Origin of the sequence: Lonsdalea britannica (assembly GCF_002111595.1) — a bacterium.
In the GTDB taxonomy this organism is placed as follows: Bacteria; Pseudomonadota; Gammaproteobacteria; order Enterobacterales; family Enterobacteriaceae; genus Lonsdalea; species Lonsdalea britannica.
On sequence record NZ_LUTN01000012.1, the window covers coordinates 51,609 to 67,280 of the forward strand.

15 protein-coding genes are annotated in these 15,672 nt (G+C 56.0%); 10 read left to right on the plus strand and 5 right to left on the minus strand.

Annotated elements, in window-relative coordinates:
* Positions 1 to 9: 9 nt before the first annotated feature.
* From AU509_RS11290 to AU509_RS11305, 4 genes are read left to right on the plus strand one after another with little or no spacing between them, the layout of a single operon-like run.
* Positions 10 to 717: an ABC transporter ATP-binding protein gene (locus tag AU509_RS11290; protein ID WP_085651190.1), complete on the plus strand. Its 708-nt coding sequence runs from the start codon at positions 10 to 12 to the stop codon at positions 715 to 717.
* Between the two features lie 10 nt (positions 718 to 727).
* On the plus strand, positions 728 to 3,160 hold the full coding sequence (locus AU509_RS11295; RefSeq protein ID WP_094118351.1) for an ADOP family duplicated permease: 2,433 nt from the start codon (positions 728 to 730) through the stop codon (positions 3,158 to 3,160).
* A gap of 25 nt (positions 3,161 to 3,185) precedes the next feature.
* A complete protein-coding gene (locus tag AU509_RS11300) occupies positions 3,186 to 4,604 on the plus strand; it encodes a sigma-54-dependent transcriptional regulator (RefSeq protein ID WP_094118352.1) in 1,419 nt (472 codons plus the stop codon).
* 5 nt (positions 4,605 to 4,609) lie between these two features.
* The gene (locus tag AU509_RS11305; RefSeq protein ID WP_094118353.1) at positions 4,610 to 5,920 is read left to right on the plus strand and encodes a sensor histidine kinase; all 1,311 of its coding nucleotides are present in this window, start codon (positions 4,610 to 4,612) and stop codon (positions 5,918 to 5,920) included.
* Between the two features lie 30 nt (positions 5,921 to 5,950).
* On the opposite strand, the gene AU509_RS11310 is transcribed toward AU509_RS11305, so the two are convergent.
* The 5 genes from AU509_RS11310 to AU509_RS11330 are packed head-to-tail and all read right to left on the minus strand — an operon-like array spanning position 5,951 to position 10,186.
* Positions 5,951 to 6,994 (minus strand): alpha/beta fold hydrolase, encoded by a 1,044-nt coding sequence (locus AU509_RS11310; RefSeq protein WP_162896319.1) that lies wholly within the window; start codon positions 6,992 to 6,994, stop codon positions 5,951 to 5,953.
* A complete protein-coding gene (locus AU509_RS11315) occupies positions 6,984 to 8,336 on the minus strand; it encodes an MATE family efflux transporter (RefSeq protein WP_094118355.1) in 1,353 nt (450 codons plus the stop codon). The genes AU509_RS11310 and AU509_RS11315 overlap by 11 nt, the downstream gene beginning before the upstream one ends.
* Positions 8,318 to 9,007 (minus strand): acyl-CoA dehydrogenase family protein, encoded by a 690-nt coding sequence (locus AU509_RS11320; RefSeq protein ID WP_085651184.1) that lies wholly within the window; start codon positions 9,005 to 9,007, stop codon positions 8,318 to 8,320. The genes AU509_RS11315 and AU509_RS11320 overlap by 19 nt, the downstream gene beginning before the upstream one ends.
* On the minus strand, positions 9,004 to 9,258 hold the full coding sequence (locus AU509_RS11325) for an acyl carrier protein (protein ID WP_085651183.1): 255 nt from the start codon (positions 9,256 to 9,258) through the stop codon (positions 9,004 to 9,006). Before AU509_RS11325 ends, AU509_RS11320 begins: the two co-directional genes overlap by 4 nt.
* 10 nt (positions 9,259 to 9,268) lie before the next feature.
* Positions 9,269 to 10,186: a hypothetical protein gene (locus AU509_RS11330; RefSeq protein WP_094118356.1), complete on the minus strand. Its 918-nt coding sequence runs from the start codon at positions 10,184 to 10,186 to the stop codon at positions 9,269 to 9,271.
* A 258-nt stretch (positions 10,187 to 10,444) separates the two neighbouring features.
* On the opposite strand from AU509_RS11330, the gene AU509_RS11335 reads away from it, so the two are divergent.
* Genes AU509_RS11335 through AU509_RS11360 form a run of 6 tightly spaced genes read left to right on the plus strand, consistent with a single transcriptional unit; the run spans position 10,445 to position 15,663 of the window.
* Complete coding sequence (locus tag AU509_RS11335) at positions 10,445 to 10,744, plus strand: hypothetical protein (RefSeq protein ID WP_085651181.1); 300 nt, start codon at positions 10,445 to 10,447, stop codon at positions 10,742 to 10,744.
* Complete coding sequence (gene lysA, locus AU509_RS11340; protein WP_094118357.1) at positions 10,731 to 12,059, plus strand: diaminopimelate decarboxylase; 1,329 nt, start codon at positions 10,731 to 10,733, stop codon at positions 12,057 to 12,059. The genes AU509_RS11335 and lysA overlap by 14 nt, the downstream gene beginning before the upstream one ends.
* Before the next feature lie 2 nt (positions 12,060 to 12,061).
* Positions 12,062 to 12,895 carry a hypothetical protein gene (locus AU509_RS11345; protein WP_094118358.1) on the plus strand — a complete coding sequence of 278 codons (834 nt, stop codon included), beginning with the start codon at positions 12,062 to 12,064 and terminating at the stop codon, positions 12,893 to 12,895.
* A complete protein-coding gene (locus AU509_RS11350) occupies positions 12,892 to 13,860 on the plus strand; it encodes a beta-ketoacyl-[acyl-carrier-protein] synthase family protein (RefSeq protein ID WP_094118359.1) in 969 nt (322 codons plus the stop codon). Before AU509_RS11345 ends, AU509_RS11350 begins: the two co-directional genes overlap by 4 nt.
* Positions 13,857 to 15,413 (plus strand): class I adenylate-forming enzyme family protein, encoded by a 1,557-nt coding sequence (locus AU509_RS11355; protein WP_094118360.1) that lies wholly within the window; start codon positions 13,857 to 13,859, stop codon positions 15,411 to 15,413. The genes AU509_RS11350 and AU509_RS11355 overlap by 4 nt, the downstream gene beginning before the upstream one ends.
* Positions 15,400 to 15,663 carry an acyl carrier protein gene (locus AU509_RS11360; RefSeq protein ID WP_085651176.1) on the plus strand — a complete coding sequence of 88 codons (264 nt, stop codon included), beginning with the start codon at positions 15,400 to 15,402 and terminating at the stop codon, positions 15,661 to 15,663. Before AU509_RS11355 ends, AU509_RS11360 begins: the two co-directional genes overlap by 14 nt.
* The last annotated feature ends 9 nt before the right edge of the window (positions 15,664 to 15,672 follow it).

Consider the following 15,672-nt stretch of genomic DNA (forward strand, 5'->3'; position numbering starts at 1 on the left):
GATTCTTGTATGTCAGCAGTTGTCGAGCTTAAAAACATCAAAAAAGTGTTTTTTACTGAGGAAATGGAAACTCATGCTCTGAGTGATGTGAGCTTCACGATCAACCAAGGGGATTATGTTTCTATTTCCGGCCCGTCGGGATGTGGAAAGTCCACGCTCTTGTCTATCCTCGGATTACTGGACAAGGCCACGGAGGGCGAATATGTGATTAACGGTCATAACGTCAATGCGCTGACCGCCAAGCAGCAGGCGGAAATTCGTAACCTTGAGATAGGTTTCGTCTTTCAGTCCTTTAACCTGATCAGCGATCTTACCGTCGACGAAAACGTCATGCTGCCGCTGACCTACCGCAAGGGCATCAGCAACAAGCAAATGAAAGCCATGGCGGATGCCGCGCTGGAAAAAGTGGACATGAAACACCGGGGAAGACACTACCCTTCCCAGCTTTCCGGCGGACAGCAGCAGCGCGTCGCGGTGGCGCGCGCCATCGTCGGCAACCCATCCCTGCTGCTGGCGGATGAACCGACCGGTAACCTGGATTCGCGTAATGCCGATGCCGTGATGTCGTTGTTCGATCAGCTCCATCAGGCCGGCTCAACCATCTGCATGGTGACCCATGACCCGCGTTCAGCGGCCCGGGCCTTGCGACAGATTGAAATTTTCGACGGTATGGTGATTGACGACCATCAGCTGAAACACTTCGCCAGAGTGGTTTAAGGAGAAACCGATGTCGATGATTTTTGATTTGCGCTATGCCTGTCGTCTCTTGCTAAAACGCCCCGGTTTTTCTGTTTTCACCATGCTGATTATGGCCATTGGGCTCGGCATGTGCATTTACATGTATTCGGTCATTAACGGGCTGGTGTTGAAACCGCTGCCTTTCGAGGATGCGGAACGCATGGTGGTCGTCAGCCCGAGCATCAATGGCGTCCGGTTAGGCGACTCGCCTATCAGCTACATGGACTTCACGGACATGAAGGCGAAAAGCCAGCGTCTGGAGCAGCTCGGCTACTACTATGGCGACGTCGCCAATATCAGCCTGGATGGACAGGCTTCGCGGTATATCGCCATCCGCTCAGAACCGGATCTCTTTAGCTACACAGGCGTACAGCCAGAACTGGGGCGCATTTATAACGCGCAGGACACCGGAGAAGGCGCCAATCCCGTCGCGGTGATCAGTCATGAGATATGGCAGAACTATTTTGGCGGGCGTCAGGACATTCTGGACCAATCCTTTATCGTCAACGGCATCAGCACCCGAATTATCGGCGTCATGCCCGAAGGGTTCGCCTTTCCGATGAATAACCAGATTTGGCAACCTTCGACGCTAAACCCACGGCACATCACCGTGGAGAACGCGCCAACGATTCAGATTTTCGGCAAGATTAAGCGCGGATTTTCAGCTGACGACGTCGATGCGGAACTGAAAAATATCATGGACGCGCGAGCCCAGCAGTATCCGGAAATCAACCGAGGCCGGTCGGCTTTCGTCATGACTTTCATGGACAGCTTTATGGGAGAGGACTCCAAACCCATCTTCCTGATCATGCTGTTGGCGGTGGGACTCGTCCTGCTTCTGGCCTGCTGTAACGTTGGCAATATGCTGTTGGTGCGCGCCATCGAACGCAGCAAAGAAACCGCGATTCGTATCGCGCACGGCGCACCGCCCCTGCGCGTCGTCCTGCAAATGATGTGGGAAAGCGCAATCATCTGCTGCATGGGCGGACTGATTGGGCTGTTGCTGGCCGGCTGGGGGCTGTCTCTCACCAATAAACTGATTGTCAGAATCGTGCCGGATCAACCGCCTTTCTGGTGGCATCTGGGTATCGATACCGGCACGGTGATAAAAACGTTCGTCCTGGTGGCGCTGGCCAGCCTGATTACCGGCGCGCTGCCCGCCTGGAAAATGGTCAACAGCAACGTCAACGACGTGTTGCGCGATGGAACGCGCGGCGCGCAAAGCCGCAGCAGCAGCCGCATCAGCCGCGCTCTGGTGATTTTCGAAGTCGCCCTCTCCTGCGCGGTGCTGTGTATCGGCGCGCTGCTGTCGCTGGTTGTCGTACAGGCGTCCAAAATCGACTACGGCGTTCAGATACAGAACATCTGGTCAGCCAAAGTCAGCCTGCCGGACAGAACCTACCCTACCGCGCTCGACAGCTTTAATTTCGACAATCGCGTCGTCGCTGAGCTGAAATCTCAGCCGTCGGTGGAACAGTCAGGGTTGATCAGCCGCTTGCCCGGCGAATTCACGCCGACCAGCAATGTCGAAATCGAAGGGGCCAGCTATCTGCGTTCCAACCGCAACCAGTACCCGCGCGTGAATGATGTGATTGCCTATCCCGGCACGCTGGAAGCGCTGGGCGTCAGAGCGGAGACCGGCCGTTTACTGACGATGAACGATGACAGCCGCTCGCAAAAGGTGGTTGTCGTCACCCGTTCGTTTATCGATCGCTACCTGCCCGACGAGCCGGTGCCGATCGGCAAGAAAATTCGATGGGTCGAGGGCGACGATCGCGACTGGTACACCCTGGTCGGCATCATCCCCCACATCATTCAGGGACGGCCTTTCGGTCACACCAAAGAGATGCCCACGGCCTACCGCTCTATGCTGCAAGCGCCGCAGGAACAGATGTCGATTCTCGTTAAAGGGGTGAATCACGAAGATCTCAGCCATATTATTCAGTCGAGCGTCAGCCGCATCGATAATCAGCTTCCGGCCTATCAGGAGAAAACTTTACAGGAAGTGGTGGGAAGAAATACTGTCGGCTTAAGTTACATATCTATATTATTCAATATGTTTGGAATTATGGCCGTGTTGCTTGCCGGCAGCGGTATTTATGGGGTGATGGCAAAGAGCATTCACCAACGTTATGCCGAACTGGGAACGCGGCGCGCACTGGGCGCGACGCCAGCCAACATCCTCTCGCTGATCCTGATGCAGGGATGGTGGCAGCTGGCTATCGGTCTGGTGATTAGCCTGCCGGTGATCGCTGTCGTCACGCCGATGATACTGCGTATATTCGGCAGCCAGGGCATTGCGTTAACGGCGCTGTTTGTCGCCACGGCACTGCTGATTGCCGTCGTCGTCACCGTCGCCACGCTGGTTCCGGCAAGACGCGCCATCCAGATACAGCCTATCGATGCGCTAAGACATCAATAATTAAGCAGGAAAGAGTGAGGGCCTCATGAAGTCGAGTTACAAGGTACTGGTGGCGGATGATGACATCAGCATCATCAAGACATTGAAATTGATGCTGAAACTGCATCAGTTCGATGTTATCACCGCCACCCAGACGGATGAGGCGCTCATGCAGGTTCGGGAAGGCAAGCCCGATATCGCATTACTGGATCTGAATTATCAGCGTGATACCACGTCAGGCAATGAAGGGCTCGAGCTGATTGCGGACATCAAACGGATTGAGCCCGATTTGCCGATTATCGTCATGACCGGCTGGGGGTCTATCGATATCGCCGTGGACGCGATGAAGAAAGGGGCCGCCGACTTCATTCAAAAGCCCTGGGACAACGAACGTCTGGTGCAGGCGCTGAATGTGCAGCTGCAACTGGTGGAAGTCCTGAAAAAACAGCGCTCGTTGCAGCAGCAAAACGTCCTCCTGCAGCACCAGCTTCACCCCTGTTTGCAAGATGAACTGGTGGCGCAATCTCCGTCGATGAAGCAGGTAATGGCGATTTTGCAGCAGGTGATCCCGAGTCATGCCAGCATCTTGCTCACCGGTGAAAACGGCACGGGCAAAAGCATGCTGGCCAACTACATTCATCAGCATTCGACCCGCAGCGACGCCAGCTTCGTCTCGGTCAATATGGGCTGTATTCCTGACAGTCTGTTTGAGAGCGAAATGTTCGGCCACGTCAAAGGCGCGTTTACCGATGCTAAAACCCAGCGCATCGGGCGCTTCGAACTGGCGGACGGCGGCACCCTGTTCCTCGATGAAGTCGGCAATGTGCCGATCAACCAGCAGGCGAAACTGCTGCGCATGCTGGAAGAGCGCCAGTTTGAAAAAGTCGGGGCGAGTAAAACCCAGTCGGCGGATGTTCGTATTATCTCAGCCACCAATGCCGACCTAGCGACGATGATCGACGCCGGCGAATTCCGCAAAGACCTCTACTATCGCCTGAACACGTTTGAAGTCCGCATTCCCGCACTGCGTGAACGAAAAGAGGATATCCCCGAGCTGGTCAAACGGAAGCTGAAAAGCCTGACGGAGCGCTACCGCAAACCCGCCTTCAGCATCACGGACGAGGCGATGCAGACGCTGCAAAACTACCCCTGGCCGGGCAATATCCGGGAGCTCAATCACACGCTGGAGCGCACCGTGTTGCTCAGCAGCAGCCACGTGCTGGACTCGCACCTCCTGCGACTCGCCCTGCCTGCCGATCCGGAAGGTGAACCGCAAAAAACGGGGGAAAACGCGCTGTCTGACACGCCGAGAAGTCAGCCGATTGACTTACTGACGCTGGAAGACATCGAGCAGGAAACCCTGCAAAAACGCCTCGCGGTGTACAACGGCAACGCCTCTGAAGCGGCCGAATCGCTGGGGCTGAGCCGCAGCGCCTTTTATCGTCGTCTTAAAAGGACAGGCTGAATTCTATGTTCCGGCACTCACTCGAGTCATTACAGCAACGTCTGCTGATCATCGCCTCGCTTCCCTCGTCGCTGGCGATTATCGTGCTGATGATTTGGAATGATTACTCCGGATATCTGATCGCCTTAGTGGCGCTGATTTTTCTGACGCTCATCGGCTACTGTTCGCTGATGACCCGGCAGGTGCTCAATTTTCAGCTGACGACGCTGACCAATCTGATCGAAGCCATCACGCATAACGATTTCAGCCTGCGCGGCAAACGTCAGAAAGCCGACAGCGAGCTCAATGGCCTGATTGACATGATCAACGAGCTGGCCTCCTCCATGCAAAAACAGCGTCTGCACGTCAAACAGCAGCAGTATCTGGTGCGCAAGGTGCTCAACAATATCGACGTCGCCATCGTCGCGCTGAACAGCGATCAGGAGATCGCGTTTGTGAACGAAACCGCCGTTTCCTTGCTCGGCCAGTCGGCCAAAGCGCTGAAAGGCCTCGCGCTGCATGACCTGTCATTCCGTTCGCTCTTCGAACTCCCGGCCAACAGCGTCGTGGAATACCAGTTTCCAAAACGGCGCGGACGCTACAAAATCATCCTGGAAAAATATTTCGAAGATGGAAAGAAACAGCAGTTGCTGTTCATCACGGATGTCAGCCAGTTGCTGCGTGAGGAAGAGTACCGCGCATGGCGTAACCTGCTGCGCGTCATGAGCCATGAGATCAACAATACGCTGACGCCCATCGCCTCGTTGAGCCAGATGTTATTGTCGGCTGTGCCTGATGATGGCAAGGAGGAGAATCAGGATTTACGCGACGGGCTGGATATCATTAATGAGCGGGCCTTGAATCTGAAAAGTTTTGTGGATAGCTATCGGAAACTCACCTCGCTCCCCCTCCCCCAGAAAGCGCCGCACAATATCGATTCACTGATCAGAAAAATCCTCACCTTATTTGAACACCGAAAAACGCACATCATTGCCAGTGAAAGCGTCGAGGTCAATATCGATGCCGTTCAAATAGAACAGATGCTGATCAACATCTTAAAGAATGCCGATGAAGCCATGTCATCACCGGAAGGCGCCATTTATCTGAGCTGGAAAGTCAGAGACAACGAGTTCTGCCTGAAAATCCTCGATGAAGGCTGCGGCATTGGCAACACGGAAAATATCTTCGTTCCGTTTTACAGCGTGAAGAAAAACGGAAGCGGCATCGGTTTGATGCTCTCTCGCCAGATTGTCGAATCCCACGGCGGTTATTTCAGCCTGGCGAACCGGGAAGATCAGCCCGGCTGTAAGGTCACCATCAAATTCCCCACGGAGTAGACCTCAAGACCACCGGCGTGATGAGGTTCCTCAGTCAGCAACGTGCCGCACGGCGTGTCCGCTCAGGCATCCGCATAAAACGCTCAGCGCTTTCTGCTGATGCGCTGACGGGGCCTGTACAAAATCGGTCACACGTTGGATCAACGCGCGATCCCGCACAATCCCGCGATGTCCGCTGCCCTGCGTGATATAGATTTCGCCCGCGTCGGTCGCGCTCAATAAATGAAAAGCCTGCATCAGCGCGATATTGTGATCGTCCCGATCGTGACACACCAGCGTTGGAACGGCGATCCGCGGCCAGCGAGTATAGGATATCGCGTCGGGATCATGGCCATAGCGTTCAAGATAAACCCGTTTGATCCGCTCGGTGAGCGCCACCGGCACACCATGAAAGGCGATGTAAGCCTCCAGCACGCAGGGCAGAGACTCCGGGCTACTGAGGATCACGAGCCGCTGGCACCGCAATCCCCGTGTAGCGGCATGCAGCAACGCCGTTCCCCCAAACGAATGACCCAATGCCGCGCAAAAGACGCCGTATCGCTCGCCCAGCTGACGAATCACCGCCACCAGATCGCTGAAAGAACAGCGCTCCCCTTCTGACTCGCCGTGAGCGGGCAAATCCGGTGCAATCACCTCGTATCCAGCCTGAGTCAGCGACGCTATCAGCGGACGCAACATGACGGCCCGCGCCTCCCAGCCGTGTATCAATAATACCCGCCGGGCCGGAGACTCAGCCCCGGCGCGATATACGACAACCCGCTGTCCGGCGCAGATCAACTCATCCTGTCGCAGCGCACTCAGCCATCGCACATCGGTTTTCTTGCAGGGCATTCGGTGTGGGCGCTCAAACAGATTCAAGGCGTAGCAGGCCGCTTTGCCGGGCGCGAGCCAGCGCAACAGGTGCAGGTCCAGCCAGCGCAATCGGCGACAGGTCGGCGCGTAGTGGTTTTCAGGCACGATCGGATTTTTGAGCAACAATGCGGGCCGCCGCTGACAACGCACCAGAAAGACATGGTAGCGACGCTGCAATATCGCCGTTAATTTCAGCACCGGCAGAAAAACATCATAAAGCATGTTGCTGGTCCAGCCTGCGGCACAACATCGCGTATTCATACGTGAAAATCGCCAAATACAACACATTGAAAATCAAGATACTCTTCATCAGCTTCAGCAGCGCCTCCGGCTGCGTTGCCACAAACAGCACGATAGCCACCATCAGGCTTTCCATGATGAACGTGATCAGCAGCACCCGTTTTCCCCCGCCCAGCTGTTCCAACATCGTCTGAATACTGGCAATCAGCGAGGTGATGAAAAACGTAGGCAGCAGCCAGAACATGATCGCATAGGCGCTCACGCGCACCGCGCCGTCGACGGACATCATATCAACCAGCTCAGTCCGGGTGAGATACGCCACCAGCGTCAGACCTGCATACACCAGCGCAATCCCGGTCATTCCCTGACGCAGAAGCCGACTCAGCTGCGGCGGCGACGTGGTGGCGAGACGCTGATTGATCCCAATCGCGATAGCCGACCCCAGCGCCACGGCCGGAATGATGAAGAAGGCGCGCAGCTTCACCACGATGAGAAACCCGCTGGCGTAAGCGGCGCCTAGCTGACTGAGCAGCGGAAACAGCACGGCGGAGCTGGCAAACGCGAACAGCATGGTCAGGAAAATAGGCACCCCGGCATCCGCTGTGATGGCACGCAGTCTGGGCAAAAATGCGCGCGGCTGCGGGTCCGCGCGCCCCATCACCGATGTGAATAAAGACACCGCCGAGAACGGTAAAATGGCAAGCGCGGCGATCAGGTTGGCGTAGATGACCGCCATAAAACCGTTTTGATAATAATGCAGGCTGATAAAGCAGCTGGTCAGATTGATGATGATAAACAGGCAGACGAACACCATACTGACGGCGGTTTTCCCCTGCCCCCTCAAGCCCGCGTTGCACAGCTCCAGCATCAACAGCGGTATCACCGACAACAGATAAGCCGGGAGAAAACGGGAAAACAGCGCCGGTTCGTCGTTCGGGTAAATGCCCTGCAACCCGGCAGCGCCCCATCGGCTGCCGAGTGCAAGCGCGACCAGCAGCAGGCCGCCGCCGACCGAAAAAATTGCGCTGCTGTGCCAGACCCGACAGGGCGCCCAGTGCGTGACCGAACGCGCGCTGAAAATCTGATTAGTGATCGTCAGCCCTTCTAACAGCGCGATGAAGATGAAGTAAAAAGGCTGAAGCATGGACAAGATATAAAGCGCCCGTTGCCCTCCACTCTGCGTACCCAGTAGCCATATCGGCCCATTCTGCGACAACGAGACGACGACGGCCGTCAGGATCATCGGCCAGGCCAACGTGAGGATCTGGCGGATCTCCCCGCCAGGCGCCTCAGCCGTGGAGCCAATCAGCGAAGGCTTTGCCATGCTTCATTCACCTCGTTGCCCGCCGAGGGCGTCGCGCCGGTTTTGCCGAACACGCAGTACACCATCATCGAAAAATGGCTAAGGGTGTGGGTATTGCCGAGCAGATAACCGTGTCCCCCCATCAATTTTTCGGCCTGACCGCTGAGGTGGGTGATCGCGCGATGCTCCTGCTCCAGATCCTCATAATCCGCCTGTTCCAACCGCACGTTCAGCTGGCTCTGAAGCTGGGTGATCTCCCCGTAGATACTGGCGAAACTGGCCTTGATCAGCTGATGCCGCGTGGTTTTCTGACCGAAACTGCTGCGTGCGTTCAAATGCGCGTAGGAGATATCCAGCATGCGGGCGACCACGCCCAGACGCAGCGCGGCAGCCATCAGAGAGAGCCAATGAGGCGCAGGGTGTGATTCCGCCACCGACACTTTACGGAGATGCATGAATGACAACACGCGATCCGTCGGCAGCGCCGTGCAGCCGTCGAGCGCAATGTCCGATCCATCCGGGTGGTAGAGAGGCGAAGACGCGTTCTCGGGCAACAGCCCGATCCCATGGCAGGCCAGACCGCCGGATGCTCCTGCGGTAAGCGCAGTGAACTGGGACAACGCATCGACAGGTTCGAGGTGACGACCATACGAAGTGGCCTGGGTGAGGTGTTCCGCGCTGACTGCCCTCATACCGATTCAGCGCCTTGCCAGGCGTCAAGCCACTCGGCCAACGCCCCCACGCTGGAGAAAGAGTGCTGACTGATTTGATCGGGATCGAACATCAGTCCTTCGATGCTGTCCTCAAGCGTCAAAAGAAATTGAACAAAGTTCACGGAGTCCAAGTCCAGATCTTCTTCGAAACGCGTATTTTTCGTCACATCCAGCGACGGCGTTTCGAGAACATCCTGAAGAGCTTGCTTAATAACGTCTAGAGTTTCCATTTGAATGACCTTAATGAGATTTTACGAGACTAATAGCGGATAAAGTGATTCCCATTCCGGCGGAAAATGCCATCACCGTTTGATGGGAAGGTTCATTTTTTTTAAGAGAGAGGTGATGAAAAATATCTGAGCACCACAGATGTCCCATGCAAGAGATTTGGGAAAGATCGATGACCGATGTCCATCCCCGCGCTTGCGCTAGTCTTTTTAACAAAGGCATATTCAGATTATAAGGAATAACAATATCAGGCGTCTTATTGGCACCTAAAAACTGCGCTAAAAACCGATTTAATTCCTCAAAGAACAGAGTGCGTAATTCACTCCGCTCCTGCTGCGTCATCTCATCCTGATTTTTATAGTAACGATGAACATGTTCTACTTGTGTATCTTTAATTTCCCAAACGCCATCCTCAGGACTTAATAAACAGGCCGTCGACAGTTCGCCCAATAGCCCCACCGGCATCCGATTAAATGAAGCGCTGAAGCTTTTTTCCCCACTCAAAATAATAACAGGAAATTGATAACCATTATCGTCCATACGACAAGCCAGATTAACGGCGCTCAGGCCTGACGCACAATGATTCATGCTCAGCGTAAAATACCGCCAGTGGGGAATTCCACATTCACTTGCAATTTCCCCCAGCCACTCATCATCGAAAAAGGTATTATGTGTTTGCGTTTTTGTATAAATAACCATTCCGAAACCACGGCGTAGCTCAGGATATTTATCCAATAATCTCGCCATCGTTTCTAAATGCATCTGCTTATGATAAAGCCGATTCATTACCACGCTATCTAGCGAAAAAATTCGCTTGAACACCTTGATATCCCTATCATTAACCTGATGCGTCACGTTAAGCGCATCCAGATTGCAGCACTGCTGATAACGCATGTCGCTACATTGAATATCTTTGATGAAGAGCGTCATCAATTACCATCCCTGTCTAATTTCAGCCGTTAAATAGCTCTTCACAAATAGTTTACGTCGCAGGCGACCTATTAGATTCACGATGGCGAAAGTATCATCTTTTATTGTGAGCACTTGACTGAGATTGCCTGTAAATAAGTTAACTCAGTTTCATTCAATGACAATTTCAGTCAAATCCACTTAAAAATGACAGCGTAGTCTTCAGCCTAAATAGCAATATAAAAATGACAGGGTGAATTCATTCATCAGGGAGAGGCAATGGCTGACATTATTAATGATTTAATAACAATCATTACCAGCGAACTTGAGAGTCTTGGTCTGGATGAGCACCGAATCAACCTGGTGCTATCCGGCCGAGAATTATATGGTTTTTCCGGCGTTCTCGACTCCGTGAAATTAGTCGAGCTGATTGCAGGACTGAATGATCGCATTGAGAAAATCACTGGAAAGAATATTGATCTTTTCGAACGAATGGATAATGAGTTTTTTGGTAATTTTTTAAACATTAATGCATTGAGCCATTACCTGGCAGAGAGCATTCAGCATGCACCACTGTAAATACGACAGCAGATACATAACAAAAAATAATATTGAAGGGGTCGAGTATAATAAGCTCGCCGAAGCCATTGGTACGCCCTGTTATATTTATAGCGCTAATCAAATAAAGGACGACCTGCGACAACTCAAAGCCGCTTTGCCGCCCGAACTGCATTTTTTCTATTCGCTCAAAGCGAACCCGAACCTGTCATTGGTCAGCCTGATCCGTCAACAGCAGGTGGGCTGTGAAGTGTGTTCGCTGCCGGAGCTGGAAACGGCGTTGATGGCGGGCGTCCAGTCCGACGACATCATCTTCGTGGGGCCGGCGAAGTCTGATGCGGAACTCCAACGGAGCGTCGAGCTGGGGATCCACGCGGTGGTGGTGGAATCCCGGGATGAGCTGGACAGGCTTAATCAGATTGCCGCGCAACAGAATAAACGGCAGCGATTTGCCCTACGCATCAACCCGGACTTCGCGCCCGCCAAAGCGCGCCTGGTCATGAGCGGCAAACCCCGGCAGTTTGGGATGGACGAATCACAGGCGCTGAGCCTGATGGCGCAACGACACGCTTACTCACACTTGCAGCTGTGCGGCATTCATATTTATCTGGGTACGCGGATTCTGGATGCGGAAGCCGTTGCCCACAACACCCTCAACATCCTGCGCACCGCCGAAAAATGTCAGCAAGCGACCGGCGTTGCGCTGGAGTTTGTCGATATCGGCGGCGGGCTGGGGATCGCCTACCACGAGAAAGAGACGCCGCTGGACCTCGCCTTGCTGGGGAGATTGTTGCAGGCGCCCATCAGCCAGTTTCAGCAACGTCACCCGCACGTTCGACTGGTGATGGAGTTAGGTCGATTCATCGTCGCTCGCAGCGGCGTGTTTGTGACGCGCGTCCGCGACGTGAAGTCGTCGCGGGATAAGCGTTTTGCCATCTGTGACGGCGGCTCCAACTGTCACGGCGCCGCCGCCGGTTTGGGCGCGGTGATCCGAAAAAACTTCCCCGTGGAGCGGCTCGGGGTAGCGCCGCCGGGCGCCCCGCTACAGCGTTACGATCTGACCGGCCCGCTGTGTACGCCGACCGATATCATCGGCGAAAATGTCTTGTTGCCCACGCTTGAGGCCGGGGATCTTATCGGCCTGTTCAACTCGGGCGCTTACGGCCCCACTGCCTCTCCCGTCTATTTTCTGAGTTTCGGCTACCCCGCCGAGGCGTTGGTCGATGGCGATCGCGTCGTCCTGATCCGGCGACCTGACGATATGGCCCATCTGCTGCGTCAGCAGCAGGCCGAGCCCATCGTATTGTCCCCGCCGCTTATCAAACAGCGAGCGTAATCATGCCGTTGTATTTCGATATCGCGGGCCTGCAATGCTTTCAGGCAGATAGCGTTCACCTCTGGCGCGATGCCGTCGCTGACGCGCCTGAGATCGTGACCGACTGGTTGAAGGGCTTCTACGCCTCCAACGGGAAAGCGCACGGCGCCATGACGGAAGTCCAGAGCTGGCTGGCGTCTCCGGAGCGCGTCAGCTTTCAGCAAATCGCCTCGCACCTGATGGATCAGCTGGCGCCCTACCACGATCTACAAACGGTTGATGTGGTCGTCGTCGCCCACTGGACCCCTGACTGTGTGATGGGCGGTTCGGTCACCAATTACATTCTGCACCGCATCGAAGCCCGCCATGCCTACGCCTTTGCCGTCAGCGACTGTGGGTTGACCGCGCCCTTTCAGGCGCTCGCAATGATCGATCGCTACCTTCCTCCCCACCAAGGTAAAGCCCTGCTGATGAGCCTCGATCAACCGTTGCTGCTTCACCCCAGCGCCAGTTTCAATCGGGGAGACGTGAGGACCAGCGGCGCGACGTTATGCCTTGACCGACAGCCCGCTCAGGGACGCATCGCGCTATCGCCTTATCCGTGGCCGCAACACGGTGAGGATCGAAACGACACGCCGCCGGAACCGATCGTGGTGATTGGCTCGCCGCCGCCCGGTTTTCCGCCGGAGGCGGTTATCTCAACGATCACGCCCGATCCCTCACGCCTCTGCGCCGCCCCGTTTTATGCCCTGGCGGACTTTCTGCGGGCGAATCCCACGGGGCCTGCGGCCCTGCTGTCTGTCGCCCATGGGCAAACATCTCCCGTGGTTTACAGAGCAAAGAGGGAAATGGCATGAACATTATTGATGTCGCCACCATGATCAATCCGGAGCTCACGCCTCTGGATGCGCTCCAGGCGCGTTATCAGTGGGGAGAACGCAATCACAAAATCTTCTCCCGTTTTTTAAAGCTGGAGTCGGCCTGCCTGTTCCCGGACGCCTCGTTGCCGCAGTTGCTGAAAGGCAGCCTTGAAAAGCTGCTCCGCCGTCATCCCGACAAGCGCGGACAGATACGGTATCTGGCCTACGCGCACTCGCTGAACAGTACCTTTCCCTTTGGCACGGAGGGCCTGAGAAACATGGCGGCGTCGCTCCTGCCCGCTCAGACAGAAATTCTGTCCGCGACGCAAAACTCCTGCGCCTCGTCGTTTAACGCACTTTCGCTGCTGGCGAGCCTCTTGCCGGGCGAACACAAGGAGGACGGCCCGCGTTACGCCGTCCTGCTGACGGGCGAGAAGTGTTTTCATCGGACGATTCAGTACGCCAATCAAAACGGCATCTTCGGCGAGGGCGGAACGGCGCTGCTGCTGGCGGAGGATGACACGCTGCCGGGCTGTACGGTGCAAGGCGTCGGGCAGGCGATGATCGGCGGCATCGGCAGCCGGACCTACCACAGCAGTCCGTCGCTCGAAAATCGTTACGATCATGATTTCATGCCCACGATGATGCGCGCCATCCATCGTGCGCTGGCCGACGCCGGGATCGGCGCCGATCGACTCGACGGCATCCTTCCCTATCACATGAGTCCGATCACCTTCGATCGCATCGCCGACCAGTTGAACGTGCCGCGCGATCGCGTGTTCCGCACCCATCTCTATCGGCTTGGCCACTGTTTTTGCGGCGACGGTTTTATCAACCTGCACGATTGCTGTTTCAGCCCGTCAGCCCCGCGTTCAGGCTACTTTCTGGCGGTAGCGGCAGGCGTCGCCGGCACCTTTGGCGCACGGGTCTTCCATCGACAACAGGAGCGGTCACCGCGATGAATCATCAGGCTCTTAGTCAATATCTGGACGTACGCTGCCAGCAGGCTCCCGACCACGTCGCGCTAATCGGCGAAAACGCCGCCCTCAGCTACGCCGCACTGCGCCAACGGGCGGACAGGCTCGCGGGCTGGATGCAGCATCACGCGCTTGCTCGCGGCGACCGGGTGATTGTGCTGATGCATAACAGCCTCGATCTGATCGTCTGTTTCTGGGCGACCCAACGCTGCGGCGCCGTCTATGTCCCGCTCCATCCCGACACCAAAGCGGAAAAGCTGGCGTGGATCGCCGACGACTGCACGGCCAGCCTGCTCATTGTGGATGCGGCGTGTGAAGAGGAAGCGCGCCGTGCCGCTCCCCTGATGAAACACCGTCCGCCGCACTGGGTGGCGACTGACGCCGCGTTCGCTGAGGTCGCCCGCGGCGCGTACGCCTGCTCGTTACCGCTGCCGTTAAGCCTCGATCTGGCGAGCATTATTTATACCTCCGGCTCCACGGGACACCCCAAGGGCGTCATGCTGACCCAGCGCAATATGATCGCCGCGTCGCAGTCCGTCGCCCACTATTTGCAGCTGGATGCCCACGACCGCATCTACTGCGCTCTGCCGCTGAGCTTCGACTATGGCCTGCATCAGATCACGATGGCGGCTTTGACCGGCGCGACGGTCATCATCGAGAAAAACTTCAGCCGACCGCTGTTCGCGCTCAACCGACTTGTCCAACAAGGCGCGACCGTCTTTCCCTTGGTGCCGACAATGGTCAGCCTGATTGCGCGATTAAGTCGCCGCTTCGACTTCTCCGCCATCAAAACGGTGACCAGCACCTCGGCGGCGCTGCATCCCGGCGATATCGCCACGCTGACAACGGTGTTTCCGCAGGCGCGCCTCTTTTCCATGTACGGCCTGACCGAGTGCCATCGCTGTACCTGGCTGGACCCAAGTGAACTCAGCGCCAGAACGCAGAGCGTGGGCAAGGCGATCCCTGGGACCGAACTGTGGGTCGTGGATGCCGACGGAAAAACGCACCGCCACAACGCGACCGGTGAACTGGTGATTCGCGGTGAAACCGTCATGCGAGGCTACTGGAACAATCCGCAAAAAACGGCCGGCAAGTTACGGCCGGGGCGCTTTCCCGGCGAGAGCGTGTTGTACACGGGCGATCTCTGCCGTCTTGATGAGGACGGCTTTGTCTATTTTATCAGCCGAATGGATGACGTATTGAACGCCTGTGGCGAGAAGGTCGCCCCGCGGGAAGTCGAAAGCCTCCTGTCCCTCCATCCGCTCGTGATTCAGGTCGCCGTCGTCGGCGTTCCGCATGCCGTTTACGGTGATGAAATCGTTGCCTGGATTGAAACCCGTCAGGCGATGGAACCCCGCCAGCTGCGCGACTGGTGTAAGACCAGAATGGAACATTACCTGATCCCCCATCGCTTCCTTTTTTGCGACGCACTGCCCAAAAACAGCAACCACAAGATCGATCGCCGGCGGTTGTGCGCGTTGAGCCAGACCGCATCCCCCACCGCCGGTCTTTCAGGAGAGAAACATGCCGAACTATGAATCCCAGGTCATCGCCGCTATCGCGCTGGTGTTGGACATCGACGATACCTCAGAGCTGCATCGAAACACCCAGATAGAGCGGGATTTGGGTTTTGACAGCGGGTTGTATATCGAACTGATCATGTATCTGGAAGATACGATCGAGACGCTGCATTTGGATCCCGCGACGCTGGACATCAAACATTTTGAGTCCGTCGGCACCATCGCGGACTACCTCGCCGCCTGCATGCCTTCTCCGGCCTCCGCCTGATGAAAGGAC